General features: G+C 39.6%; 25 protein-coding genes. 9 read left to right on the forward strand and 16 right to left on the reverse strand.

Annotation, left to right across the window (positions count from 1 at the left end; all coding sequences use genetic code 11):
• Window positions 1-62: 62 nt before the first annotated feature.
• Together AB3N04_RS04500 and AB3N04_RS04505 are read right to left on the reverse strand one after the other, a co-directional pair.
• Complete coding sequence (locus AB3N04_RS04500; RefSeq protein ID WP_368504916.1) at window positions 63-572, reverse strand: YtxH domain-containing protein; 510 nt, start codon at window positions 570-572, stop codon at window positions 63-65.
• Window positions 573-696: 124 nt separating this feature from the next.
• Window positions 697-1839 carry a M20 family metallopeptidase gene (locus AB3N04_RS04505; RefSeq protein WP_368504917.1) on the reverse strand — a complete coding sequence of 381 codons (1143 nt, stop codon included), beginning with the start codon at window positions 1837-1839 and terminating at the stop codon, window positions 697-699.
• A gap of 242 nt (window positions 1840-2081) precedes the next feature.
• On the opposite strand from AB3N04_RS04505, the gene AB3N04_RS04510 reads away from it, so the two are divergent.
• Complete coding sequence (locus AB3N04_RS04510; protein ID WP_368504918.1) at window positions 2082-3215, forward strand: winged helix-turn-helix domain-containing protein; 1134 nt, start codon at window positions 2082-2084, stop codon at window positions 3213-3215.
• Between the two features lie 60 nt (window positions 3216-3275).
• Window positions 3276-4517: an MFS transporter gene (locus AB3N04_RS04515; RefSeq protein WP_368504919.1), complete on the forward strand. Its 1242-nt coding sequence runs from the start codon at window positions 3276-3278 to the stop codon at window positions 4515-4517.
• Between the two features lie 41 nt (window positions 4518-4558).
• Here AB3N04_RS04515 and AB3N04_RS04520 read toward each other — a convergent pair whose 3' ends face one another.
• From AB3N04_RS04520 to AB3N04_RS04530, 3 genes are all read right to left on the reverse strand, one after another.
• Window positions 4559-4750 (reverse strand): hypothetical protein, encoded by a 192-nt coding sequence (locus tag AB3N04_RS04520; RefSeq protein ID WP_368504920.1) that lies wholly within the window; start codon window positions 4748-4750, stop codon window positions 4559-4561.
• Between the two features lie 16 nt (window positions 4751-4766).
• Window positions 4767-5126, reverse strand: coding sequence for a DUF4440 domain-containing protein (locus AB3N04_RS04525; RefSeq protein ID WP_368504921.1), 360 nt, complete (start codon window positions 5124-5126; stop codon window positions 4767-4769).
• A 333-nt stretch (window positions 5127-5459) separates the two neighbouring features.
• Window positions 5460-6479, reverse strand: a complete 1020-nt coding sequence (locus AB3N04_RS04530; protein WP_368504922.1) for an STAS domain-containing protein — start codon at window positions 6477-6479, stop codon at window positions 5460-5462.
• 170 nt (window positions 6480-6649) lie between these two features.
• On the opposite strand from AB3N04_RS04530, the gene AB3N04_RS04535 reads away from it, so the two are divergent.
• Window positions 6650-7303: a phosphatase PAP2 family protein gene (locus AB3N04_RS04535; protein WP_368504923.1), complete on the forward strand. Its 654-nt coding sequence runs from the start codon at window positions 6650-6652 to the stop codon at window positions 7301-7303.
• A gap of 17 nt (window positions 7304-7320) precedes the next feature.
• Here the strand turns inward: AB3N04_RS04535 and AB3N04_RS04540 are convergent, their stop codons facing one another.
• The 3 genes from AB3N04_RS04540 to AB3N04_RS04550 form a co-directional block, all read right to left on the reverse strand.
• Window positions 7321-7794: an N-acetyltransferase family protein gene (locus AB3N04_RS04540; protein ID WP_368504924.1), complete on the reverse strand. Its 474-nt coding sequence runs from the start codon at window positions 7792-7794 to the stop codon at window positions 7321-7323.
• Between the two features lie 109 nt (window positions 7795-7903).
• Window positions 7904-8461 carry a class F sortase gene (locus AB3N04_RS04545; RefSeq protein ID WP_368504925.1) on the reverse strand — a complete coding sequence of 186 codons (558 nt, stop codon included), beginning with the start codon at window positions 8459-8461 and terminating at the stop codon, window positions 7904-7906.
• A 1-nt stretch (window position 8462) separates the two neighbouring features.
• A complete protein-coding gene (locus AB3N04_RS04550; RefSeq protein WP_368504926.1) occupies window positions 8463-9173 on the reverse strand; it encodes a DUF4397 domain-containing protein in 711 nt (236 codons plus the stop codon).
• A gap of 179 nt (window positions 9174-9352) precedes the next feature.
• Here AB3N04_RS04550 and AB3N04_RS04555 point away from each other — a divergent pair, with 179 nt between their 5' ends.
• Window positions 9353-10342: a lipoate--protein ligase gene (locus tag AB3N04_RS04555; protein WP_368505989.1), complete on the forward strand. Its 990-nt coding sequence runs from the start codon at window positions 9353-9355 to the stop codon at window positions 10340-10342.
• Between the two features lie 211 nt (window positions 10343-10553).
• Here AB3N04_RS04555 and AB3N04_RS04560 read toward each other — a convergent pair whose 3' ends face one another.
• Entirely contained in the window at window positions 10554-10994 is a 441-nt protein-coding gene (locus tag AB3N04_RS04560) for a MarR family winged helix-turn-helix transcriptional regulator (RefSeq protein WP_368504927.1), read from the reverse strand.
• Window positions 10995-11158: 164 nt separating this feature from the next.
• Here AB3N04_RS04560 and AB3N04_RS04565 point away from each other — a divergent pair, with 164 nt between their 5' ends.
• Window positions 11159-11773 (forward strand): CoA pyrophosphatase, encoded by a 615-nt coding sequence (locus tag AB3N04_RS04565; protein WP_368505990.1) that lies wholly within the window; start codon window positions 11159-11161, stop codon window positions 11771-11773.
• Window positions 11774-11795: 22 nt separating this feature from the next.
• On the opposite strand, the gene AB3N04_RS04570 is transcribed toward AB3N04_RS04565, so the two are convergent.
• Entirely contained in the window at window positions 11796-13271 is a 1476-nt protein-coding gene (locus AB3N04_RS04570; RefSeq protein WP_368504928.1) for an MDR family MFS transporter, read from the reverse strand.
• A 234-nt stretch (window positions 13272-13505) separates the two neighbouring features.
• On the opposite strand from AB3N04_RS04570, the gene AB3N04_RS04575 reads away from it, so the two are divergent.
• From AB3N04_RS04575 to AB3N04_RS04585, 3 genes are all read left to right on the forward strand, one after another.
• Window positions 13506-13784, forward strand: coding sequence for a hypothetical protein (locus tag AB3N04_RS04575; protein ID WP_368504929.1), 279 nt, complete (start codon window positions 13506-13508; stop codon window positions 13782-13784).
• Window positions 13785-15434, forward strand: coding sequence for a sodium:solute symporter (locus AB3N04_RS04580; protein ID WP_368504930.1), 1650 nt, complete (start codon window positions 13785-13787; stop codon window positions 15432-15434).
• Window positions 15435-15528: 94 nt separating this feature from the next.
• Window positions 15529-16101 (forward strand): YIP1 family protein, encoded by a 573-nt coding sequence (locus AB3N04_RS04585; RefSeq protein ID WP_368504931.1) that lies wholly within the window; start codon window positions 15529-15531, stop codon window positions 16099-16101.
• 298 nt (window positions 16102-16399) lie between these two features.
• Here the strand turns inward: AB3N04_RS04585 and AB3N04_RS04590 are convergent, their stop codons facing one another.
• A complete protein-coding gene (locus AB3N04_RS04590; protein ID WP_317120317.1) occupies window positions 16400-16636 on the reverse strand; it encodes a YrhC family protein in 237 nt (78 codons plus the stop codon).
• A gap of 84 nt (window positions 16637-16720) precedes the next feature.
• Window positions 16721-17416: a 5'-methylthioadenosine/S-adenosylhomocysteine nucleosidase gene (mtnN, locus tag AB3N04_RS04595; protein ID WP_368504932.1), complete on the reverse strand. Its 696-nt coding sequence runs from the start codon at window positions 17414-17416 to the stop codon at window positions 16721-16723.
• 127 nt (window positions 17417-17543) lie between these two features.
• Between mtnN and AB3N04_RS04600 the strand changes: the two genes are divergently transcribed.
• The gene (locus AB3N04_RS04600; RefSeq protein ID WP_317120315.1) at window positions 17544-17756 is read left to right on the forward strand and encodes a YrzA family protein; all 213 of its coding nucleotides are present in this window, start codon (window positions 17544-17546) and stop codon (window positions 17754-17756) included.
• Window positions 17757-17801: 45 nt separating this feature from the next.
• Here the strand turns inward: AB3N04_RS04600 and ppc are convergent, their stop codons facing one another.
• From ppc to AB3N04_RS04620, 4 genes are all read right to left on the reverse strand, one after another.
• Window positions 17802-20555 (reverse strand): phosphoenolpyruvate carboxylase, encoded by a 2754-nt coding sequence (gene ppc, locus AB3N04_RS04605; protein ID WP_368504933.1) that lies wholly within the window; start codon window positions 20553-20555, stop codon window positions 17802-17804.
• Window positions 20556-20950: 395 nt separating this feature from the next.
• Window positions 20951-22126, reverse strand: coding sequence for a Ger(x)C family spore germination protein (locus AB3N04_RS04610; protein WP_368504934.1), 1176 nt, complete (start codon window positions 22124-22126; stop codon window positions 20951-20953).
• Window positions 22127-22128: 2 nt separating this feature from the next.
• Complete coding sequence (locus AB3N04_RS04615; protein WP_368504935.1) at window positions 22129-23586, reverse strand: spore germination protein; 1458 nt, start codon at window positions 23584-23586, stop codon at window positions 22129-22131.
• Entirely contained in the window at window positions 23583-24662 is a 1080-nt protein-coding gene (locus AB3N04_RS04620) for an endospore germination permease (RefSeq protein WP_368504936.1), read from the reverse strand. Before AB3N04_RS04620 ends, AB3N04_RS04615 begins: the two co-directional genes overlap by 4 nt.
• Window positions 24663-24682 lie beyond the last annotated feature (20 nt).

Raw genomic sequence — 24682 nt, forward strand, 5'->3', positions numbered from 1 at the left:
AAGTAACTAACTGATCAATTAATCAAAAAAAAAGCGAAGCACTCAGCTTCGCTTTTCCTTCATTAAAACTTATCTTTTCCAACTTCCCCCGGAATATTGCTTGTGTTAGTTGACTGTGTGGAATCTGGGTTGATCTCGTCTTTTACTTGAGCCACTTTCCCGCCGATATCTTTCACATCATCTTTTAATTCTTGTGCTTGGTTTACAATATCCATTGAGTCTTCCTTAACGTCATTGATTTGTTCTTTAATGTCACCATTTACACGTTCATATAAATCCTTTGCCTCTGTAATCGCTTCTTTTAAGACAGCAGAAGCAGATTGAATTCTTGCTTGAACGTCTGTTTTCACTTCTTCAGGGTTTTCTTTTACTTTTGTATACATATCCATCGTTTGGTCTTTCATATCACTCGTTGCTGTTGTGACACGGTTTCTTGTTTTAGGGTCTAACATTGCGACAGCTGCTCCGACTGCTGCTCCGATTACGATCCCCTTCACTAAACTTCCACCTTTTTCATTTTTAGCTGAGGGTGCTTGTGCATATGGTGTATGAGTTACTTTTGACTGTGCCATTGATAGAACCTCCTGTTATAGTTAAATTAATGTTTGTTAATAGAAAAATACCCTGTTTTATGATCTCTAAACATGAAGAAAGAACCTACCAGCAATTGGCAAGTTCTTTTTTGAGTTGATCATTCTATTTATCCACATGTAGTCTTTGAATAATTTTGGCCAGCAATCTTGTTCGTTCTGTTAAGGATGCTATCTCCAAATACTCATCTTCACTATGCGCATTCCCACCGATCGGCCCAAGCCCGTCAATGGTTGGGATTCCCATCGCAGCCGTAAATGAAGCATCTGACCCGCCGCCCGTCTTAGTATCTTTTATTTCTATGCCGAGCTCTCGACCGACATCTTGTACGATTTGAAACAACTTGGCTATCTTTTCATTTTTAAGCATCGGCGGGCGACTAATATCACCCGTTAAGGCGATCGTGGTTCCTCGTACATCGGTTGAAGCACATACTTCTTCAATCTTATGCTCCATCTCACTTGCTTGCTCTGGTGTTGCCACACGTACATCAACATGTCCTATAGCTGAGGAAGAGATGGTATTCACTGCATTTCCCCCTTCAATCATGCCGACATTTACTGAAATCCCATGTTCATGATCATTTAATTCATGAAGTTTCACAATTTTATGAGCGAGTTCTTCAATCGCACTTCTACCTTTTTCCGGTTCAATCCCTGAATGAGCAGCGAGGCCTTGTACTTCTATTTTGTATCGTCCGCTGCCCCGTCGTTCCGTTACAAGCGAACCATCTTTTCTAGCAGGTTCCATTATGAGCGCATAAGCAATCCCTTTTGTTTCTTGTTCGATTAAAGAGCGAGACGTTCTCGAACCGATTTCTTCATCACTATTTAATACAATCCGAACATTTTTATACGCCTCATTATTCTCATTTTTCAACGCACGAAGCGCATAGAGAACAGAAACAAGACTGGCTTTCATATCTATGACGCCAGGACCATAGGCACGGCCTTTCTCTTCATCAATTCGAAACGGCCTTGCGCTTGCGGTTCCATCTTCAAAAACCGTATCCATATGGGCAACAATTAAAATATCTGTGTGCTCGGCCTCTGGGTGATTGATAACCAAATGGTTGCCAACCTCATTATTTCCAATCACACGTACATCATAGCCTAGCGACTTAAACTCTGCTGCTACAATCTCACCAATTTTATCTACTCCAGCTTTATTTGTTGAACCACTATCAATATTGACCAGCTTCTCAAGTAATTGAAGCATTTCACTTTCTTTGGAATGGATGTCGATCATGCTAACGTACCTTCTTTCTTCTCCTACACATTTACGTTCATTCTATTATATGCTACCTATTCCTTATATTTTCGTTGATGTGCGCCCTTTTCGCAAGTATGAAAGTGAAAAATGACAAATTCCATGAGTGCCTATGCGACTAAAATTTGATATGTAAATGAATGGACCAATCATTATTTTCTATATTTTTCCTCTCACACATTTTATACTATGAAAGAGAATATACTTTTTGAGGTGAGCAAATGGACACCCTTTCCTTTCAACTTTCTAACTATACCATTCGTTATTTTGATCAAAGCATTCAGCTTTTGCGTAAGGAATTTGAATTATTTCAGTATTTATACCAGCACCCCAATCATGTCTTTAGCAGAGATGCTCTTCTTGAGGTTGTGTGGAGTGATGTCTACCCAACTGATCGCACAGTAGATGATCATATTTACCGCCTAAGAAAGAAGCTTCAGCCTCTGAGTAATATGGTGAAAATTGAAACCATTAGGGGCCTTGGGTACCAACTGACCGTCCTTTCACGTTCAGAAGTGAAACCAATCATCACAGATCCAACATTTCTTGCTTCTAGCACAGAACTCTTGCACACCTACCATTTATACGGGAATGGTCTAGCTATCAAATCATTGTTAGATAATCCCGCATTTGGGATCGAACCACCTCAAAATTTACGGATTCCACTTGCGTTTATGTCGGGAGAGTATCATGCCATCATAAATGATTCTTCCATTTCTTTTCATGAAAAAGCTTTATTTTTACTGTGGATTCACCTCTTGATTGAGGGCGCTCCGCATACGGTTAATTATTTTAATCAAGCCCGGAAAAAGAAAGTATTCCCTTCAGAACAGCTCCTTGAAGTCGAAACACTTAGCACCATTCTTTTTAATTTGCTGAGTCGGAATTTCAAAGAAACGTCTGAGACCATCGCCTATACTGAAACGAAAGTAACGTCACCTGATCACGGCCTCTATCCATTTTTCAGACTGACAAAGATGATGTACGGAATTTGCAATGAGAATAAACAACAAACGTTAGCGGAAAAGGAATGTCTTGAGGAATTTTTTCAAAAACGCCCTTATCAGAGAGAGCAAGGGATTTTCACTGTACTTAAAGGAATCATGGAGATAATCGACGGAAAGAAAACAAATGGACTCAACCACATTCAAGAAGGAATGGATACGCTAAAGCAATCCCACTTCAACTCCCATATTGGCTTATCCATTGCCATCCTTACCTTTTACTTAGAGAAGGAATGCAAGGACAAACACCTTTTAAAGCAAAGAGACACTTATTATGAAGAGTTCGTCAAACCTTACAAAGTAGAAGTACTTCGCGAGCAATTAAAATCTCTTTTTCATACTTGCCTCTGATATTCCTCTGACATAACTCCTTTATCATAAGAAGCATCAAAGATAAGGAGGTATGTCACTATGACTGCCCACTCACTACTCTCAAACAAAGTATTTATGAGGGTGTTTACTTCATACAGTCTCTCTATGCTCGGAATCTATTTTGACCGCGTTGCCATCTTTTTATTGTTTGCTTATGTATGGCAGGAACGTCCTCTTATGCTTGCACTCATTGCTGTAGCCATCGCTCTACCGCAAGCGCTAATCAGTCAATTTACAGGTGTGTTTATTGAAAATAAAAATAAAATTAAAATCATGCTGCTTGCTGATATGACTACAGCTCTTCTCACCTTCTCATTGTTATTCATCTCGAATGCTTGGTTCTTTTTAGTCATTCTCACCCTCCGCTCTACAATTGCGACCGTTCATTTCCCAGCCGAACAAGCGATTATTAAGCAAATTGTACCTGAATCACTCGTGATGAGGGCAGTTAGCTTAAATGGATTATCTGCTCAATTTTCTAGAATAATAGGTCCTGTTGTAGGGGGCACTCTTGCTGCCTTGTATTCTCCCCTTTTATGTATTTTTATAAATGGCGTCACTTTAATCCTTTCATGCTTGTTACTATTAAGCGTCCTACAGGAAGGAAAAACGACCTCTTCTAGTAGGACTAAAAAGAAAAATAGTTTTTGGGGTGATTGGCGCGAAGGGTGGTGGATCATTTTAAAGACGAGAACGCTTCAGTTTTGTTTCTTTTATTCCTTCCTAGGTTTTTTCGCTGTACAAATGGTTGATGTTCAATTTCCTATTTTATTTCGAATGCTCGCACCAGACCGACCTGAAATCATTGGGTGGATCATGTCATTTGTAGGCATTGGTTCAGTACTTATCATTGTCTTTTTATCAAGGTACAAACAATTGCCTTACCCCACCTATTTATTAATCATTAGCTTTCTTTGTTTAGGAATTGTTTTATTGAGTGCTGGATTTTTAACGACTGAGTTTCATTTATCAGGACCATTATTAATGGCGATCATATTGGGCTTTGGAGTGGGGTTGCAAATGATCGTTGCTCAATACGTCATTCAAACAGAGACAAATGGGGAAACGATTGCTCGTGTTTCAAGTCTTTATAACTCCATTATTAGCCTAAGCATTCTGATTGCTCCATTGGTTGGTGCGTTCTTTGTTGAGATCCTTTCAATCTATCCCGTACTAAGAGCCTCTGGTATCTTCCTATTCTGTATTGGAGCCGTGGCTTTCCTTACTGAAAAAAATGCTCATCATAAGGCACCTTCATCTTTAATAAAACAATCATCTTAACAAAAAGTAGAGCACTACCCCAACGTATTTAGGGTAGCGCTCTACTTCTTCTCTTTCTCACTTACAAAATGAGACCCAATCAACAATGCTGTTCCTACTATAAGGATGGGGATCGAAAACATGGTAGCAGACTCTGGAAATCCAACATCCATTATCGGGTGTAGGGCAACCCCTAATGATGCGAGCCAAATCCCGACGATCACAACTGTTTTCTTCTTATTTGAAACATGCACTTTGATAACCACCGTTCTAAGATTTCGTTAATGTACCTTGATGAAAGGTCATTTTCCAGTTCCCCTCAACTTTTTTCCAAATAGAACTTCTTAAAGTGTAAATAACGCGGTGCTCATCAAAGACACGAAAAGTGGCTAGGACTACATCCGGTGCTAATTCGCGCACCTCAAAATCATGAATGGTCATCTTCACAACCCCGACTCCTCCGTCTCCTAAACAATCGTCCCTCACCCAAACATGTCCTGAGCTACCAAATTCTAAAAACTCCTCAGCTAACAGTTCTTTAAGCTTTTCTGGGGAAGTTCTCGTTTCTCGTTGTAGTAGCTTTTCTTCTAAGCGTAAAATCGTTTCTTTTATTGTGTGAATGCTATTCATCTTACCCCTCCAATTAAATGTTATTTTTGTTCGACTAGCCCCAATCTGATACCAACCGGAGCAACTAAATAAGCGAAATAATATTCCTCGACTTCCCTCTTCTCACTAACAAGTAGGGCATTCAAAATGCAGCGGACCGTCCAGGTTCCTGACTGCTCATCTCAAAAGAAACCACTTTTGCCATCGACCAAACCTCCAATTCAGCTTAGTTGTCTTTATCTATTCGGCAAATATAAGCAATATCCCTTGTTTTACCAACAAATTCTCGCTTTGCCTATAGTCATTTTGGTAAACACAAAAAACATCAGTCCCACAGAGGAGACTGATGCTTGTTTACATTGAAGTGATTTTACGTCCTTTTTCTGCCAATGCATAATAAATACCATGCTCAAGCGTTTGGAAACAATCATATTTACTCAAATTAATACCCGATTTTGTAATCGACATGCTTAGTTCAGCCTTAATCCCAACAAGGATGGTCTTTGTTCCAATTAAGGATGTCGCTGACACTAATTTTTCTATCAAATCTGCAGACACCGGGGCTACTTCTGCATCTAATCCAGTAAAGTCTAAAATAAGATATTTAGCCTTGTGCTTAGGCAAGCTATGTAACGTTTTTTCGATCAGCTCATCCGTTCTTTCTTCATCATACTTCCCAAGTAATGGTACCACCACTACTTCTTCAAGTACTGGAATCATTGGGGATGATAAGGTTTTAATCAGTGCTTTTAACTCTTTTGTTTTGTCCTCTACTAATGCTTCAAGCTGCATAATTTCTTGCTCTTCTCGATTGCGAATAAGCTCATGAATATTTTCAGTTACCGTTACGTTTGACGGATAGTATTCAACAATTGTATACTCATGACCTTCCAACTGGCTCTGAAGCTTATTGTACCAAATGTTTGTCCCAAAAATGCCTGTGAAAATTCCTGCATAATGAGCTGGTAAGAAGTTGCCACCCTTTTCTTTCCCTTGGGCAACATTTATTTTATATTCCCAATCATCTTTTAGATAAATGACGACTCGCTTTTCCTCTACATCAAATTCCTTTAAGATAGCCTTTCCCCAACCAGCAGATGCATATGTCTTAGTCAGAGTCTCAGCAAAATTACGTTCACTAGCATTTAGTTTTTCGAAGTATTCACCTACAACGGTACCTTGTCTGTATCCTGTGGTCTGCAGCACCACACTCGTCGCTTCTTTTCCAGACACTTCTTCAATTGTATCAAAGAAGGTTTTCATAGCAGAAGAAATCCAAAATAGGACAGCATCCTCTCCCTCAAAAAGAAATTGACCTTTCTCGACATCCCAGCCAAACTCTAATCCACTCACATTCATTCTCGATGTTTCCATGACATAAGGGACCTCCTTGTGATTTGTATGAACGTTTTCAACTGTTTTTGTTTAGTGTAGCATATGCCTATTAATAGTATCTAGTATACTATACTCCATTAAGGACTAGCCAAATTTTTAAAATTCTGTTACGATTTCCTTTATGATTTTAAACAATTTCGGAGGCAATTATGAAACAATATCTTCTCTATTCGTTACATGCTTTAATGATTACTGTATTTATATCTACGGTATTAGTGATTGATTCAAATGCTTATGACAAGCAATTATTACTCTGGTTAGAGACAACCATTTCAACTTCAACACAAAGTCTTATGGGCTATTTCACCAAGCTCGGTTCTGGTGAGGTGATACTTGGTATAACGTTTATTATAATGGGCCTATTATTTTTCACAAAACAACGTATGATGTCCCTTCTTTTGGGAGTGATTGTCTTTGGTGGCCTCGCATTGAACCTTAGCTTAAAGCTATTATTTCAACGGGAACGTCCAGGTGAGATGCGATACATTGAAGCATTTGGGCACACCTTTGAAATGGCTTCCTATAGTTTTCCTAGTGGTCATACGATGAGAACCGTTTTACTTTTTGCCTTCATCATGTACCTGAGCTATCTCTTCATAAGAAACCGTTCCTTACGTGTTATTACCTACAGCATCGCTTTTTTATGCATAGTCCTTGTTGCCTTAAGTCGTATGGTTCTTGAAGCTCATTACCCATCTGACATCATTGCAGCCATTAGTATCTCCATTGTTTGGTTTACATTATGTGTTCAATTGTATCCACGTATCATACAATCAATAAAACAAACCAAAGCCCTTACGTAGAGCTTTGGTTTGTTTTATTATGAAAGTTCTTTCTCAAACAGTACGCGATCCTTTCCGGGGCCATCGTAATTCTGATATATTTGTAGGCCATTTACATTATTTGTTCCATCTTTTATCTTAAAACCCATTCGCTTATGAAATGCTACAGAGCCTTTGTTAACAGGTGATGTAATACATTCGATTTTTTCGCATCCAAGCTCCCTTACTTTTTCAAAAAATGCTTCATATAAAATACGCGCATACCCTTCCTTTCTCGCTTTAGGGTGAATGCCGACGAAATGGATGTATCCAACCTTTGGAAATGTTTGAGAAGGAAATCCTATCAAGAAACCGATGATCGTTCCTTTTTCTTCAATAACAAAGCTCGTTTCTTGGAAATGGATAAAAAATAAGCGTTGCAGTAAATCACTCATCATGCGACCGCCCCACCAATCTTCGATGACCGAAATGACACGAACATAATCCGCCTCTGTTACATTCCTCATTTCCATATCATCATCTCCATTTCTGAAATCCTTCTACTCATTTTATTATACGTTCTCTCTAGCTTATCCAATAACTAAAGAACAGGCTAGTAATGAAATAAACCGAGCCTTATTTTCAAGACCCGGTTGATGGTGTGTAACGATGCGTCTTCCCAACTAATGTTGCTGATACAATGGTTCGATGCGTATGTGTTTTTTCTTTTTTACTATAGTAGCCTGAACATGTGATCAGCTTCAGCTTTGATTGACTATTCCCCTGAAAGATGTCATCCACCGGAGCTTGATCTCGTTTAAATGTTTCCATATCCTCGACTTGGTACGTTAAAATTTGATGTTTTTCGTTCACAATATAAAGTAAATCATCTACCTTTAATTGATCGAGGGAGTAAAAAATGGCTGGCCCCTCATAGTCATCAAAATGACCAGCAATCACTGCATTTCCTGACGCCCCTGGATTCACCCCATCCTTATACCAGAATACTTTTTCACCTTCTGGAGGAATGGCATCTAACTCTTCACGTCCAATCGGTTCAATAGGAGCCTGAATTGATAAAGAAGGAATCTTTAGTTGTAGAGGAGAATAACCGGTCAAACTTTCTTTAGCAGCGATTACGTTAGGATGACCCCACCAAGCGAGCGAACATACCACTAAAAGGGCAAGCCATTTCTTCATCTTAGCGAATCTCAGAAGCTCCACCTAGTCCCGTTTTAGGTAATTCATCTGGGGTTGGCATAGCATCATTTAGAAGAATCATTTCAAATTCAGGTTCACCATTTAACAAACCAACAGCCACGGCTGTATAAACCATTCCATCTTTTAATTCAAGTTCTGATAATTCTTCTACGACATCAGCTGTACCTGCGCCACGAATGTCAAGATTATACGTCGCAGCTGGTAGCTCTACATAATCCGTCACTGCTGAAAATGCAACATTCGGAAACAGAATATCCCCTGCATCAGTTGCTATATCCACAGCCGGTGCATCTGGTGAGAAATGAGCTACGCGTACCTTCGTATTTCCTGCAGTAACTTCTTGGTCATCGATCATCGTTGTTAAGCGAATCGATTCAAGCTGCCCAATTGCACCAAGTGTATAAGACTGCCCACTACTTACAGCTACTTGTTCAGTAATGACTACAGTAGATTGATCCCCTGATGGATAAATTTCAATCGTATGGGTGCCAGCAGGTAGGGCTAGATAATCTGTCACATCTTTATACCCTACTCCATCTACCACAAGATCATCATTTACATACACGTCAACAGCAGGAGCATCTGGTGAGGCGTGTAATACACGTACCATTGCCTCTCCTTCTGCCATTGTCATACTAGCGAAGGTCACCATCATGATTACAAACAATGCAAAACTAACGACTTTTTTCATTTCATCTCATCTCCTTTTATTTGGTCCATGCATATCTTTTCCAACAGGAGTTGCATCCTATGCATATTGAGGTTGAATGAGTGAAAGGTAAAACAAGGAAAGAAGCAAGCTATTAGACGCTTTGTGAAACAAACACTATACTGAAAGAGGAATTTATTTGAAAGGATGATCAATTTATGATGAAATTTATCGATAATACAGGGATTACAGACCCACGCATTAATTTGGCCATTGAAGAATATGCCTTAAAACACTTGGACCCCGATCATTCCTATCTTCTTTTTTATGTGAACGAGCCTTCAATCATTATCGGTAAGAATCAAAACACCATTGAAGAAATCAACTTAGGCTATGTCAAAGAGAACAATATTCATGTCGTGAGAAGACTCTCAGGCGGTGGAGCAGTCTATCATGACCTTGGTAATTTAAACTTCAGCTTCATTACAAAAGATGACGGTGAGTCCTTTCATAACTTCAAAAAATTCACCGAGCCTGTTGTAACAGCCCTAAAGAGATTAGGCGTTGATGCTGAATTAAGTGGAAGAAACGACATTCATGTTGGTGAGAGAAAAATATCTGGCAACGCCCAATTTCAGACAAAAGGGCGTATGTTTAGCCATGGCACGCTAATGTTAAATTCAGAGATCGAGCATGTCGTCTCTGCATTAAATGTCAAAGATGAGAAAATACGTTCAAAAGGCATTAAATCAATTCGAAGCCGTGTTGCTAATATTACAGAATTTCTAAACGAACCTTTAACAATGGATGAATTCAAAAATGTTTTACTACGATACATTTTTGATGCAGAGAATGAAATTCCGACATATACATTAACGGAGGATGATTGGAAGGAGATTGAAAATATCTCTCGGGCACGCTATCGGAATTGGGATTGGAATTTCGGGAAGTCCCCTACGTTTGACTTAACACGCTCAAAGCGCTTTCCAATCGGTTCGATAGATGTCCGCTTAAATGTACGAAAAGGGAAAATCGAAGCATGTAAAATATATGGTGACTTCTTTGGTATTGGCGATGTCGATGAGCTAAGTCATTTGCTAGTTGGAACAAAATATGAAACTGATGCTTTGCATGACGCCCTAGCTGAAATCGATCTAACCACTTACTTTGGTAACCTCTCAAAGGGTGAGTTTATTGATTTATTGTATTAAAGCTAACCCTTAAGAAGTGAGTCTGTAAACAATTGATCTAACCACAAAAAAGGGCGGTTCACCTAAGTGAACCGCTAACAATGGGGAGAGTAGAGAGAACATTTTGGAAGCTAGGTCTATGACCTTTCCTGAGTTCATCTTATCGCACTCCCTATTCAATATCAGCTTGTTTGTCATATCTTCTAACAGATTAATTCAAGAAACTAAAAGCTTACGCTCGCATCGCCTGCAAGCCAAGCTTTTTAAGTAAATTGATGACTTGCTCAGTTTCTTCATTGTCAAGTCCAGACAAAATCGTCGAAATTCGTTTTTTATGGTCATCAAAGCGATCATCCATCCACTTCACTCCCTCAGCCGTCAATGTTGCAAACGTTATTCGACGGTCATTGGGACATGGCTTTCTAGTGAGCAGCTGTTTCTTCTCAAGTTTATCAACCACATAGGTTATACTTCCGCTTGAAATTAAGATCTTCTCACCAATTTTTTGTAAAGGCTGATCTCCTTTATGATAGAGCAATTCTAATACAGCAAACTCTGTTGGATTCAACCCATAGCTACGAATGTCTTTTTCTACTTCCGTTATCACTGCACTGTGGGCACGTGATAAAACAACAAATAATTTTAATGAGAGATCATCATTTGTTTTAGCCATATTCTCTCCTTTTATCTTAATTTTAAGATATAGTCTAAGTGTACAAGAACCCTCTGTTATTTGCAACAACTGTTCATAGAGAGGGATATGCTATACTATACTAGAGTTAAACAGAGGTTAAATAAGGCATTAGCAGACGTTTGAAAGGAGGATCTATCTTGTCAGTGTCATCCATTGTATCAAAATTAGAAGGCAGGCAACCTGGAGTCCTTGGACAAAAAACGGCCAAACATTCTGCTATTCTATTACCGCTAGTAGAAGTAGATGATGAGCTATCCGTGTTATTTGAAGTCCGTTCAGAACACTTAAAAAGTCAACCTGGCGAAATTTGCTTCCCTGGCGGTCGAATCGATTCAACCGACCTCAATGCAGAAGCTGCAGCCGTTCGAGAGTTGTCAGAGGAACTAGGAGTCAATGAAGACCAAGTCGAAGTGATTGCTCCGCTTGATTACTTAGTCACCCCTTTTCGAGGTGTGATTTATCCTTTTGTGGGAAAAGTAGAGGATATTAGCAAGATTCAACCAAATGAAGCTGAAGTAGCGGCTACTTTCACTGTCCCTCTTAATTATCTTTATAACGAAGAGCCAAAAATGTACGAGATGGGCATTACGTTTGAGCCTGCTAGTGATTTCCCTTTTCACTTAATCCCGAATAGAAAAACGTACAATGGACGAACTCAATCCGTCCAAGAGCTGTTTTATTTCTATGAAGACTATGTGATATGGGGTCTGACAGCACGTGTTCTCAATCATTTCCTCACCTTAACAAAGCCAACATGATGCACTCATGTTGGTTTTGTTGTTAGGTTGATTCTTTCGGTAACCGTAATATAAAGAAGAAACTAATCAAAGCAAGGATAAAAATCGTCAAAAATACGATACTTAAACTATTCGTTAATCCTACTTGTAAAGCTTCTAATTCAACAGTTGTAAGATTCGATCGTTGTTCTCCTTCAAGTAAATGATTCACAGAATCAATTGTTGGCTCAAATGATAAATCACCTTGCTTATCTGCTAGCTCCTTTTGTAAACGACGGTTCAATAGCCCTCCTAGAAAAGCCACTCCAACCGCCCCGCCTAGTAAGCGCATGAACATATTCATCGAGGTTGCTTCACCGCGCACATTCCAGCTCACAGTCGATTGAATCGATACAATGAATGTGGTAGTTGAAAACCCCATCCCCACACCGATCACAAATGACCCTACTCCAGCCCATACTGGATGATTGATAACCGGTAAGAGTAAATAAAACAGTCCTCCAACAACAAGCGCACACCCACCAATTAAAGCCGTTACGCGAAACCCAGTTTTCAGCATTAACTTTCCAGCAATCGTCGAGGAGATTGGCCAGCCAATCGAAATCGCCGTGAGAGTTAGTCCTGCAATGATTGGTGGTTGATTCATCACGCCTTGGACATACGTCGGTAAAAAAGTTGAGACCGCAAGTAAGATCGCCCCCGCTGAAAAGGATGCAATATTTGCATTGCGTATTTGTTGATTTTTCCAGAGAGAAAGAGTCATGATCGGTGTCACAGCACGCCTTTCTACACCAATAAATAGGGCAAAGCTAGCAATAGAAACAACGATAAGGACAACAACAAGTGGTGAGCCCCATCCCCATACAGCTCCTTGAATAAGCACAAGCATGAGCGGAGTGATCGCTAAAAAGAGCAATAAGGCACCACTATAATCAATCGATTGCTTCTTCTTTTCGATCGACTCATGCAAAAAGAGATGAACACCTAGCATTGCAATCACACCAAAGGGAACATTGATCCAGAAAATCCACGACCAATGAAGGTATTCGATAAATATTGCACCTAATAAAGGCCCCATAATGGCAGAGATTCCCCACACACTCGCAAGGTAGCCTTGAATATTTGCTCGCTCTTCTTTTGTGTACATATCCCCAACAATTGTTGTAGCGATCGGCTGGACAGCACCTGCCCCTAATCCTTGAATGAAACGACTAATAATCAACATTTCCATTGAAAATGAAAACCCGCAAAGAATCGAACCAATTAAGAAAATCGAGATTCCTATGGTAAAGATGATTTTTCGTCCGTAGAGATCGGACAATTTACCATAGACCGGAATCATGACCACTTGCATCAACAGGTAAGAGGAAAAGACCCAACTAAATAAGGAGAAGCCTCCTAGGTCAGCGACAATCCCTGGCATTGCTGTTGCTACAATCGTGGCTTCTACAGCCGCCATGAACATTGCTAAAATGACAGCCGCTAGCACAATCGGTCTTTTTGTTTGTCTGATACTCACCTGAATTATCTCCTTTTTCACACTTCGTTTAATTTTCTCAATTTTTAGTCTTTACATTCACTCGTACATGAGGTAATTTTAGTATAGATTGACAAGGAAATGAACGATTAATTAATTGTCAGGAGGTGACATACATACCTTGCCAACGGAAACTCAGCCGTTCATCAAACTGAGTGAGCGTTCAGTCTTAACTGACTTGAAAGCGTTACCAACAAAATGAAAAGAGGTGTACGAATGAGTGCTTACAAAAAAGAAGTGTGGTTTACGATTATCATGTCTGCCCTTTTTCTAGTATCTGGTCACATGGGGTTAATCTTTTCTCTTTTCCCAGTTGATGGCATGCTGTTTGGTTTCCCTGTTATGTATATCGTTCCCATACTAGTTGGTTGGTTTGGTGTCCTCATCCTTACAATCATTGCAGGGAAAATGGGGAATCACATCGACCAAGCGATTGAAGATGAAAATAATCAAAACCAATCTACTACGAATTCATCGCAGAAGGGAGCTAGCTAAATGGAAGATCAAGTTTGGCAATTATCCAATCCAATTATCGGTATTATTTTTGTCGTCGCTACATTTGCTCTATTTTACATTGTAGGATGGGTTTCTAACCGTGCTAGTAAATCCGTTGAAGACTTGTATGCTGCTGGTGGCGGTGTTGGCCCGATTACAAATGGTTTAGCGATGGCCTCCACTTACATGAGTCTTGCTACATTCTTAGGTGTTACCGGTCTTATTTTAAATCTGCAAGCTCCTTTTATTCTATTATGGATTCAAATGATCTTAGCGATTCCTCTCATTACGATTATCTATGGTACGAGTTTACGTCGTATGGGCGCATTCTCTCCTACACACTTCGTACGTGAGCGTTACGGTGTAAGTGCCTCTATTATCGCAGCCTTATTTATGATTTTAGTTTCTATTATGTATGCACTAGGTCAAATGATTGGGATTGCCGTAACATTTGAAACATTACTTGGTATCCCTTATATGACGGGTCTTATCATTGGTGGTATCCTTATCGTTGGGTACGTGACAATCGGTGGGATGTCTGGTGCAACGAACAATGCTGCCATTCAAATGGTCATTATCGCTTTAATGTTTATCGTTCCGCTTGGAGCAATCATGAAAGCAATGGGTGGATCTGGTTGGTTCTTCCCACCACTTCTTTACGCTGATATGGTTCCAGCAATGTTAGATGCTATGCCTACTTTCTTTGATTACCAATATTCATCGAAATGGTACTTTGCCTTAATTCCAGCATTCACAATTGGGGCGCTTGGGTTGCCTCACTTAGCGATGCGTATTTACACAGCTTCGAGCCTTAAGAGTGCTCGTCAAGCAATGGTTTGGTTCGCACTTGTTCTTGGTTTAGTATTTTCTGCAACGTATGCTATGGGCTTCGCCGGTGTATTCTTTACACAAACAGAAGGCGTTGTGATCTCTCAAGCAGACGCAGACAAATTAACAATTATCTTAAACTTAGTTTACAACCCTGAGTGGGTAACAGCTTTAGTTATTGCTGGTGCAATCAGTGCTGGTCTATCAACATTAAGCGGCAATTTACTAGCAATTGGTGCTCTTATTTCACAAGATATTGTAACAACTCTAAAGCCCAATTTAACGAACAACATGAAAGTAAAACTCGGTTACTTCTCTATTGCAGGCGGCGGAGTTGCCAGTGTCCTTCTTGCAATCAATCCACCTGACTTCTTAGTAGTTAGTATCTTGTGGGCGTTTGGTTTAGCTGGTGTTACCAATGCTCCACTGATTTTAATGGGGGTATGGTGGAAAGAAGCTAACCGCTTTGGTGCTATGGCAGCATCTGTTGTAGCCGGTGGTCTTTATGTAGTCGTTTCACCATTCGTCTTCCCTACTATCGTTGTTAGTGGTCATGGGTTAACAGATGGCATGGGGATCTCTGGTGCAATGTTAGCTGTACCTCTTAGCTTCTTATTGCTGATTGTCGTTTCATACATCACTAACCGTATGCCTTCACTTCAATCCAAACTATCAACATCTGAAGATCATAAGTTAGTGGAGCGTATCCACGGTTGGACAGATGTTAACCCTGCTCGTTACAACAGCGGCTTTGGTGCTGCAATTATCAGTATCATTTGCATAGGCGTAGCCATCTGGGCCGTTATGCCTTGGAATTTATAGAATCACTTGACATTTCAGGTGAATAGTAGCAGTGTACATAGTGTGCACTGCTGCTTACATCTATACATAGTTAATGAGAATAGGAGTTATCCATATGAATCGATTCACTCTACTTGCTAAAGCACTAATGCTTGATGGCCATTCTTTTCGAGAGCTAGCTGATTCACCTAAAACGAATCGAATCGGCTTACTACTAGTCGTTTTACTAGGGGCGGCTTATGGACTTTTTTCAGTTCAAGCGAACCTCGAATATGTTAGTAGCTTCGAGTCACCTTTACTTAGAAACATCATTGTCCCTCTTATTTTTATCGTTTTTGGAATCATAACTATTATTCTTACTCGATTTGCCTTTACTCTTTTATTATGGGCAGGGGCTAAAGGATTCGGAGGACCTGGATTAATGCGATCGCTCTACCGGATCTCGATTATTATCCTAGTGCCTAGCTTTCTAGCGATGCCGACGTTAATTGGAATGCAAGCAGGCTTCTCGATTACGGTCATTCATGTCGTCCTCTTATTAGCAGGACTTGCGTGGATGTATGTACTAGGGGTTCGGGCGATGGAAGCCACTCAATCATTTAAAGGATTGCGCTCTTACGGATCAGTATTAGCGATCTTTATCTTCTTTGCATGCGTGTATTATTTAGTCATTCCGCCAGCCTCATAAGTCGAAACGTCGTGCTGTAGCATGGCGTTTTTTTTGGGTGGTGAGGCGGGATAGGCGTAGAGATGATGAGGCGTTCGCTCATATATCGGCTCATTTCGAGCATATTGGATGCGTTCGCTCATATTTTGTAAATAGCGCTCATACTTGGGTACATGTAGCACATATTAATGAAATTTCGCACCTAAACATGCTTCGATCGCTCATAAAGTGATCATTCCGCTCATATGCAGCTCAATGTGGCCCATATGGCTCAAATCAAATCAAAAAAATTGCGCCTCCATAATCGAAGCGCAATCTATTATTCTTCTTCATATAATTGTTTCTGTGCATTCATAGCTAAACGGTGGCATACTACAGCTAGTCCTAACGTGGCAAAAACTCCCACAATAAAGCCACTAGGTAGTGATATTGCCTGTCCATCCGCTGGTATAATTAGTCCAATAAACAAAAAGGCACTCAACGACAGCAAAATAAACCCAAAGCGCTTATAATCAGCGACTTTTGCTTGTAGATCTTGCATCTTTTTCTCTGTCATAATCATGTCCCCTCCTACTCTATCAATAATGATAGCACGTTTAGAAGAGGAGATGATGATGTAATGTCCGTAAACAGAGGAAACTTATTCCGCTAATGCCTCTACCATCAAGATAACTTGTTTCGCTGAATTTACTGAAGCCGTCTCAAGGAACTGCTCATACGAAACTTTCGCATCACTACCTGCAATATCGGATAACGAGCGGATAATCACGAATGGCACCTCAAACTGATGACACACTTGGGCAATCGCCCCAGCTTCCATTTCTGCACATTGTGCACTTGGGAAGATTTCTTTTAACTCAAGCACACGTGCGTGGTCGCTCATAAATGAATCTCCAGACACAATCAACCCCTTCACCGTATTAACGCCTACCTTCTGGGCAGCTCGATCAGCAACGGCGATTAACTCCTCATTTGGTCCGTAAAACGCAGGCATTTGAGGCACCTGTCCAAATTCATAACCAAAGACAGTGGCATCTACATCGTTGTAACGTACTTCTGTTGAAATCACGACATCCCCAACGTTTAATCCTTCTTTAAATCCACCTGCAGAACCTGTATTAATGACACGATCTGGTTTGTATAACTCAATTAAAAGCGTGGTCCCTACAGCTGCATTCACTTTACCAATTCCTGATTTAAGTAGAACAACATCGACATCATTTAACTGACCATGATGAAACTCACATCCAGCAATCGTTCTATCTTCACGGTTCATTAATTTACTTTTTAGTAATTCAACTTCTTCATCCATTGCTCCAATAATTCCAATTCTCATTTCTTTCTTCACTCCCTTACGAATCTCTCCCTAGTATACACAGCTGATGGACTGAATTCACTTATTTTCTTTTTCCTATGAATTTGCTATGATTTGAACGAGAGAATTGTGAGAAGGAGCGGATCAGATGAGTATCCAACTAGAGAGAATTGAAGATAAAATCGAATGCTTTGAAGCAACAAGCCTTAGAGAACTAGAGCAACGCATGAATGAAAAAATCGATGTGAACAAAGCACTCTTACTAGAAGTAGCCAATGTGAATCACCATGTCTACCCTCACTTTAAAACTGGCCAACCCATCTATACAGCAGTTGTCCATTTTAAAGCGAAGCAAGTATAGGAAAACCCCGTCTTGGCGAACCAAGACGGGGTTTAATTTCTTTCATCAACCTGTATTCACAAGTCCTGCTGCAACTCCACTTATCGTTAATAACACCTCGGTCATTAACTCGTCAGATGGCTCTTCTTCTGAGCGCATTTTCGAAATAAGATCCACTTGTAAGAAGTTAAGTGGGTCTACATATGGGTTACGTCTGTGAACCGATTCTTGAATATTAGGTGTGTGATCAAGTAGTTCTTCACTTTCAGAGATCTTTAAGAGAATCTCTTTTGTGCGCTCATACTCTGCACTAATATCACCAAAGATTCGATCGGCAATTTCCTTATCTTCAACTAAGTTCATGTACTCTTGAGCTGTCTTTAAGTCAGCTTTCATTAGAGCCATTTGTAAATTATTTACCGTAGAGTTAAAAAACGGCCAATTTTTGTACATCTCACGTAACAACTCTAAATTTTCTGGGCTCTCATCAGCAAAAGCACTCAATCCTGTACCAGCTGCATACCACGCTGGAATCATCTGACGTGATTGCGTCCACGCAAATACCCAAGGAATTGCACGTAAATCTTCAAAGCGTTGACTACCCTTACGACTCATTGGACGAGAACCAATATTCAGTGCACCAAGCTCACCAAGTGGTGTTGCTTGTTTGAAGTACGTTAAGAAATCCTGATCGCCAAAGACAAGCGATTGATATTTTTTCAGAGAATGAGTAGAAGCTACTTCCATCGCCTCTTCCCAAGCCTCTTTACGAAAGTGACCTTCTTTTGTTTTGATTGATGATGTGGCAGATGCTTCAAGTAAGGCAGATGCCGCTTGTTCTAAATTCCGATACGCAATATCTTCAAGTAAATAACGAGACGACAATACCTCACCTTGCTCGGTAATCTTCACACCGTCCCCTAATGTTTCAACAGGTTGCGAGAGAATACTACGATTTAATGGTCCACCTCCACGGCCAAGAGAGCCACCACGACCATGGAAGAATTTCAGACGAACTTGATAGTCTTTCGCCATCTCATGAATTTCTTGTTGGGCTTTAAACAGCTTCCAGTTCGCTGTTAGCGTTCCGCCGTCCTTACTTCCATCAGAATAACCCAACATGATCTCTTGATGATTACCTCGTTCTGATAAATGCTTACGATAAAGATCCATGTTAAACAATGTCTTCATAATACGCGGACCGGCAACAAGATCATCAACAGTCTCAAGAAGTGGTGCAACATGTAAGCTACTATCAACCGTCCCATCAGCATGCAAGCGATAGATTCCTGCTTCTTTAGCTAGCAAGAGAACTTCTAATAAGTCACTTGAATCTTGCGTCATACTCACAAGATACACTTCAATTGAGCGGCTACCAAATTCACGGTGAGCTTGCTTGATCATATCAAAGACTTTCAACACTTCTTGCGTTTCTTTTGAGTAATCTTCTTTTAGAAGTAATAACGGTCTCGGATCACTAAGTACATCTTCGAGAATGTTTAACTTTTCATCCTCAGAAAGAGAGGCATAGTCATCAGTAATTTGAACTGCTTTTAAGAGTTCCGTAATCGCAGCCTCATGCTCCCCACTATGGTTACGAATATCAAGTGTTGCTAAATGGAAACCAAACAATTGTACTTGACGAATTAACTTACGAAGCGTTTTTAATGTGCGATTAGCTGGTTGATGCTGCTCGGCACTCTCTTTGATTAAGTTTAGATCCTCTAAAAATTCTTCTGCGTTGTTATAGCCCAAGTCTGATTTCCCAACAGCACGAAGTCGTTTTAAAATCACTTGGAATTTACGACGATACAACTCTGCCTCGATCGGCCATGCTTCGTCTTCTTCTAAATACTTCGCCTCATCGGCTTCAACAGATTGAAGGAGCTGCTCGCTGATTTGAACACGAGTTGTCGTCTGACTGAATCGTTTCATAAGATCAACAAGACTCTCCTTGTATTTCTTCAAGACTAGCCTGCGCTGTAATTTTAATGTTTCCCATGTTACTTCAGGTGTTACATTCGGGTTACCATCACGGTCTCCCCCAATCCATGACCCAAAATGGAGAAAGTTTGGAACCGACCATTTATGAGTTGGGAATTGTTCATCAAGCTGAACTTCAAGCTCTTGATGGATCTCAGGAATGACGTCAAATAACGTTTGATTAAAGTAGTGTAAACCATTTTTCACTTCATCGAGAACCGTTGGCTTACGATGACGCAGTTCGTCTGTTTGCCATAGGGCCGTCACTTCATTAAATAAACTATCCTCAAGGCGGCGACGTTCCTTTTTCGTTAATTGCGGATTATCAAATTCTTGTAAAATCATCGATATACGCTTTTGTGTCTCAAGAACTGTACGCTTTGTTGCTTCTGTTGGATGAGCGGTAATAATTAGCTCAATCGATAAGTCGTTTAGCACTTTTTGCATGACGTCATCTTCAGGATTCAACTCTTTCACTGCTGCTACTGCACGTTCAAGTGAAAATGGTTGACTCACGCCTTCTTCTTGCAATTGATACTGACGTTGACGACGAATACGATGATTTTGCTCTGCAATATTTACTAGATGAAAATATATCGAGAACGCACGAATCACCTGTTGGCGTGTAGGTGGTTCTAATGTGCGAATCTCATCTTTCAGAGCGTTATATGTATCAGGGTCATGCTCTTCGCGTAAAGCTTTTGTCTTCTCGCGAATAGACTCTACTTTATTTAAGAGGTCAACACCACCATGGTGAATAAGAATTTCCCCTAAAATATTACCTAGCTTTTTTACATCATTTCGTAAAAGAGTGTTCGTATGTGCAACTTCAATCATAAAACTACCTCCTCATACTATTCATACCTATTTTGTTCGCTCTGTTTATCGGGTTTCTAACCGACCGACAGGGACATAATAAGTCCCAAATGGTCACCAGGCGTCCCTCGATGATACGAGGAATGCCCTATAGGTTTTTATTATCTTACCCGAAAATTCATTTACAAGCAAATATTTTTCTGACAATTCGGCATTCTCTAGCCTTTATAAAGACAAAATTGGACGTTAGGAACCCTTACATGAAGCGGGTTGTTTATTATATTACCATAGAATAAAAAATCCTCAATTAATCTGCTTAGGAAAATACCTTGAAAGCCTTATCATTACTGGGGTTTCCTGACCAAACAGGTGAAAAAGACCAAAGGTGTATCCCTTTGGTCCTTCATCACCACCCATTATTCTATGTTTTCCATATCCAATGTTTTATTTAAAATGGCACCTGTGTGTTTTAAAGTGAGATCCAATGTCACATTATTCAATGAATCCTCATTAATAATCAATTTACCATCTTCTTTTAATTGCTTCCAGACCGCCGAATGCTTGCGGTACATCTCATGTTCTAAATTAAGAAAATCAACATTCTTTTCAATCCCTAATTGATACAGTTGATTGACTTGATGTTCCACCTCTTTTTTGGAGTCTTCGATAATTGTTTCAAGCAATAAATTTTGATTACTCGTACGATTAGTGAAATACCCTTTAGCTTTTATATGGATGTCAAACGAAGGGGAATCCCCCCCAACCTCAGAACTAATTTTCGCTTTTGGGTCTTTCAAGATTAATACGAATTCCGTATTTACCTCATCAGGGACGACAAGCGATGCACGTTGGGTATCTGGTATAGCCCAGCGAAGCCCTTTCAGCTCATCCAAATTAAAAAATCCTTTGTAATTTTGATTTTGAATAAAGAATGCTCCATTAATCATTAATTTAGGTTCATCTTCTCTATTCTTATCCCACTGTGTATGATCAACTGAAACCGAAGGAACATACGTCGTTTGTGAAGGTTCAAACATTTCTCTAGCTAACCTTTGTAATTTAATGGGTCGAATCGTTGAACTTTGCTCATAGCTCCTAATTGGGTTATGGATAATCGTATCAAGAGATGTCTTGGCAAAAAAACCTGTTATAGATAACACTTCTTCAATGGAATCATTTGTGCCAAAAACCCATGGAGTTAATCGAAACTCGTAATACCTTGTTAAGGCGTCAAATATATGTTGAAATCCTTCATTTATGGCAGTTTCACTTAAGACGATCGAGGTGACATGTGCCCAAATGATTCGTTCTTGAGCGGTCTGATAAACTTCAAAAAATGCTTCTTCAAATGTGTTGGCTACAGCTTTTGAGACCAACATTTGAGGTTCGCTACTCCCCCCCCCTTCGGTCGTAGCGACTTGATCTAAATTCACCATTTGAATATAACTTTCATATTTACCATCTTTATAATCGACACCTATAGCCGTTGCATAATTGGAATTCTGCAGTTCCTTCACGTCATTGCACCCAGTTAGCACAAAACTGAATACCAACAAAAGAACAACCGAATAGGTCTTCACTAATTGCCACATCGCTATCTTCTCCGTTTCTCGAGCATCGGTGCAGTGAATTTCCTGCGTTTAAAAGGATCAATCAATAAAGCTGAGAGATATTCTTTGAAGCTTAGAGATGAAATGGGTTCAAGATAAGAAAGCTTAAACGACTCAAGATGACACAGGTAAATGAGAACACTAAACACAGCAATAAAGAAGCCATAGACCCCTAAGAAAGCTGAAATGCCCAGACAATAAATACGTAGAATACTTACTGTTCCAGTTAAAGATTGATTAACGAGTGTATAGGTTGCTACTGCACTTAAAGCAATAACAACAATTAGAGCTGGCGAGGCAAGACCTGCACGTATCGCAGCATCTCCTATGATCAACCCACCTACAATTGAAATCGTTTGTCCAAGTGCTTTAGGCATTCGCACACCTGCTTCTTTCAATAATTCAAATAGACCCAGAATAAAAAGAGCTTCTAGAGCGTAAGGGAACGGAAGCCCTTCTCTAGCAATAACAACTGTAGCGAGTAAAGGAAAAGGGAGTTGATCAATATTGACCGAAGAGATCGCAATCCAGAAACCTGGTAAAAACATCGCGATCAGTAAGGCTGTTAATCGAATGATCCTCTGAAAGGCTACATAGAAATAGGGATAGTGTACGTCTTCAGGGGATTTGATCAGTTCAAATAGATTAATTGGCCCAATCAAAACGGAAGGTGAACCATTGACTATGATAATAAATCTCCCACGAAGCATGCACTCTACGACGAAGTCGGGTCTAGTTATATAATCGAAAAGAGGAAACAAAGTAAAACTTCGATCAGATAACCACTGTTCTAATTGACCACTACTGACAATACCTTCTGTTTGAAACGTTTTTAATCTTGAACGAACCTCCTTAATCATCTCATGATTGATTTTGTTGTTCAGATACAGTAACGACACTTTTGTTTGGCTTTCTGAACCGATTGTAAATGACTCATTATAGAGATACGCTGATTTTAACCTTTTACGAATAAGGGATATATTCACATGTAGTTCTTCAGTAAATGAATCTTTTGGGCCTTTAATCGACACTTCTGTAGTTGATTCTTCCGGAGTTCGTTGGGGAATCTTAGCTATATTAATTCCAAAAAAATGAGAATCTCCTTCTTTATAAAAAACTAAAAAGCCTGAAAAAATTTTTTCAATTAAAGTAGATAATGAGTCAATATGAATAATTGGCGGTATTAGATCTTGATCAAAAGTGTCTGTTTCCTGACCTTTAATCTCCTTCATTACACCATGGTAATAGTCATTATACTGAGTGTGATCAATCATTCCTTCACAATAAAAAGAAAGAATTGGTTCATCATGTTGAACTTCTACAAAGTAAAGATCAGAAAGCCCGCTAAAATAGTCTTTCAACTTAGTTAAAGTAAGGGAACCTCCTAGTAAATCCTCATCGATGGAGTGCTTATTTTCTACATGGGTTAGTTTTCTCTTCATAGTTTACTTTCCATTCCTTTCTTTTCCGGCAAATAACTAATGATAAGAAGGAACAACGACATGAGGAGGCCAAAGGTAAGAGCTGCAGGGTAAAAATAGATACTAAGAAATGTCTGCATCCAGATATCACTTACTGGATAAATGGAGATGACCGCGAGGATCGTGCTCACTATCAGAAAAAGAATCTGTTTCGTTAGATTTGTATGACTTTTTAATATGTCATAAAGAAAGAACAAACATAAAGAAACTCGAATCGTTGTTCCGCATAAAAGTTGCAATACAGCTAAGAAATCGACATGTGATATATGTTCTCCTATCATTACGAGCCGCCACTGTTCAAATGCGGGAAAACGCATGTTAGCAGCTACATTGGGTCCAAAAGCAGCAATAGAACCTAGAGTAGGCCCAAGAATAAGTCCAGCAAGAAGAGAGATAAGAACTACTATATATACGAATGTAAATCTTTTATTGATATGGTGTTGTAAAAGCACCAGGAATAGTAAATCAATACTCCCACCCATAACAATAATTGTGCCTTTGATAATGGGTTCACTCCCATATGTAAGAACCGGGAACATATAAGAATAAGCTTTTTCACCCATTGTTGAGAAAGCAACAAAATGGCCTAGTATCCAAACAATTGGTAAAAAGAAGGTCGATAAATAGACAATTGTCTTTAAGTTGTTATATCCTGCTATCACACAAAGCAATAAAAAGGGAAAAACGATCAGTACTTTTGGTGTGATAGGTAAAAAATAGATATCGACCGTTTGTGTTAAATCGTAAAAAGAAATAATAGCCGTTAGAATGGTATAGACCATAAATATTGAAATGACTCCAGTCGCAATACCGCTACCCGAACGTTCTTTTACCCAGACAACTAATTTTTTTTGTTTACTATTTTTGATAATGATATTTAACACAATTGCCCACAAGAGTAAAATGACATACCCTACTAAAACGCAAATCCAAGCATCACGTTTAGCTGCTTGTAGGAGATGAGGAAGGATCAATACATGATTTGAAATCCCGATAAATAACAGTAATACGAAAATCACTTGAAGCCGTGAAAACATGAATGACCCTCCTTTCAATA

Origin of the sequence: Alkalihalophilus sp. As8PL (genome assembly GCF_040939795.1) — a bacterium.
In the GTDB taxonomy this organism is placed as follows: domain Bacteria; phylum Bacillota; class Bacilli; order Bacillales; family Bacillaceae_D; genus Alkalihalophilus; species Alkalihalophilus lindianensis.

Coding starts and splice junctions, on each gene's coding strand:
- AB3N04_RS04500 (WP_368504916.1), bottom strand. CDS start 572: ATGGCACAGTCAAAAGTAACTCATACACCATATGCACAAGCACCCTCA.
- AB3N04_RS04505 (WP_368504917.1), bottom strand. CDS start 1,839: ATGATCGACATCCATTCCAAAGAAAGTGAAATGCTTCAATTACTTGAG.
- AB3N04_RS04510 (WP_368504918.1), top strand. CDS start 2,082: ATGGACACCCTTTCCTTTCAACTTTCTAACTATACCATTCGTTATTTT.
- AB3N04_RS04515 (WP_368504919.1), top strand. CDS start 3,276: ATGACTGCCCACTCACTACTCTCAAACAAAGTATTTATGAGGGTGTTT.
- AB3N04_RS04525 (WP_368504921.1), bottom strand. CDS start 5,126: ATGAATAGCATTCACACAATAAAAGAAACGATTTTACGCTTAGAAGAA.
- AB3N04_RS04530 (WP_368504922.1), bottom strand. CDS start 6,479: ATGGAAACATCGAGAATGAATGTGAGTGGATTAGAGTTTGGCTGGGAT.
- AB3N04_RS04535 (WP_368504923.1), top strand. CDS start 6,650: ATGAAACAATATCTTCTCTATTCGTTACATGCTTTAATGATTACTGTA.
- AB3N04_RS04540 (WP_368504924.1), bottom strand. CDS start 7,794: ATGGAAATGAGGAATGTAACAGAGGCGGATTATGTTCGTGTCATTTCG.
- AB3N04_RS04545 (WP_368504925.1), bottom strand. CDS start 8,461: ATGAAGAAATGGCTTGCCCTTTTAGTGGTATGTTCGCTCGCTTGGTGG.
- AB3N04_RS04550 (WP_368504926.1), bottom strand. CDS start 9,173: ATGAAAAAAGTCGTTAGTTTTGCATTGTTTGTAATCATGATGGTGACC.
- AB3N04_RS04555 (WP_368505989.1), top strand. CDS start 9,353: ATGAAATTTATCGATAATACAGGGATTACAGACCCACGCATTAATTTG.
- AB3N04_RS04560 (WP_368504927.1), bottom strand. CDS start 10,994: ATGGCTAAAACAAATGATGATCTCTCATTAAAATTATTTGTTGTTTTA.
- AB3N04_RS04575 (WP_368504929.1), top strand. CDS start 13,506: ATGAGTGCTTACAAAAAAGAAGTGTGGTTTACGATTATCATGTCTGCC.
- AB3N04_RS04580 (WP_368504930.1), top strand. CDS start 13,785: ATGGAAGATCAAGTTTGGCAATTATCCAATCCAATTATCGGTATTATT.
- AB3N04_RS04585 (WP_368504931.1), top strand. CDS start 15,529: ATGAATCGATTCACTCTACTTGCTAAAGCACTAATGCTTGATGGCCAT.
- AB3N04_RS04590 (WP_317120317.1), bottom strand. CDS start 16,636: ATGACAGAGAAAAAGATGCAAGATCTACAAGCAAAAGTCGCTGATTAT.
- mtnN (WP_368504932.1), bottom strand. CDS start 17,416: ATGAGAATTGGAATTATTGGAGCAATGGATGAAGAAGTTGAATTACTA.
- AB3N04_RS04600 (WP_317120315.1), top strand. CDS start 17,544: ATGAGTATCCAACTAGAGAGAATTGAAGATAAAATCGAATGCTTTGAA.
- ppc (WP_368504933.1), bottom strand. CDS start 20,555: ATGATTGAAGTTGCACATACGAACACTCTTTTACGAAATGATGTAAAA.
- AB3N04_RS04610 (WP_368504934.1), bottom strand. CDS start 22,126: ATGTGGCAATTAGTGAAGACCTATTCGGTTGTTCTTTTGTTGGTATTC.
- AB3N04_RS04615 (WP_368504935.1), bottom strand. CDS start 23,586: ATGAAGAGAAAACTAACCCATGTAGAAAATAAGCACTCCATCGATGAG.
- AB3N04_RS04620 (WP_368504936.1), bottom strand. CDS start 24,662: ATGTTTTCACGGCTTCAAGTGATTTTCGTATTACTGTTATTTATCGGG.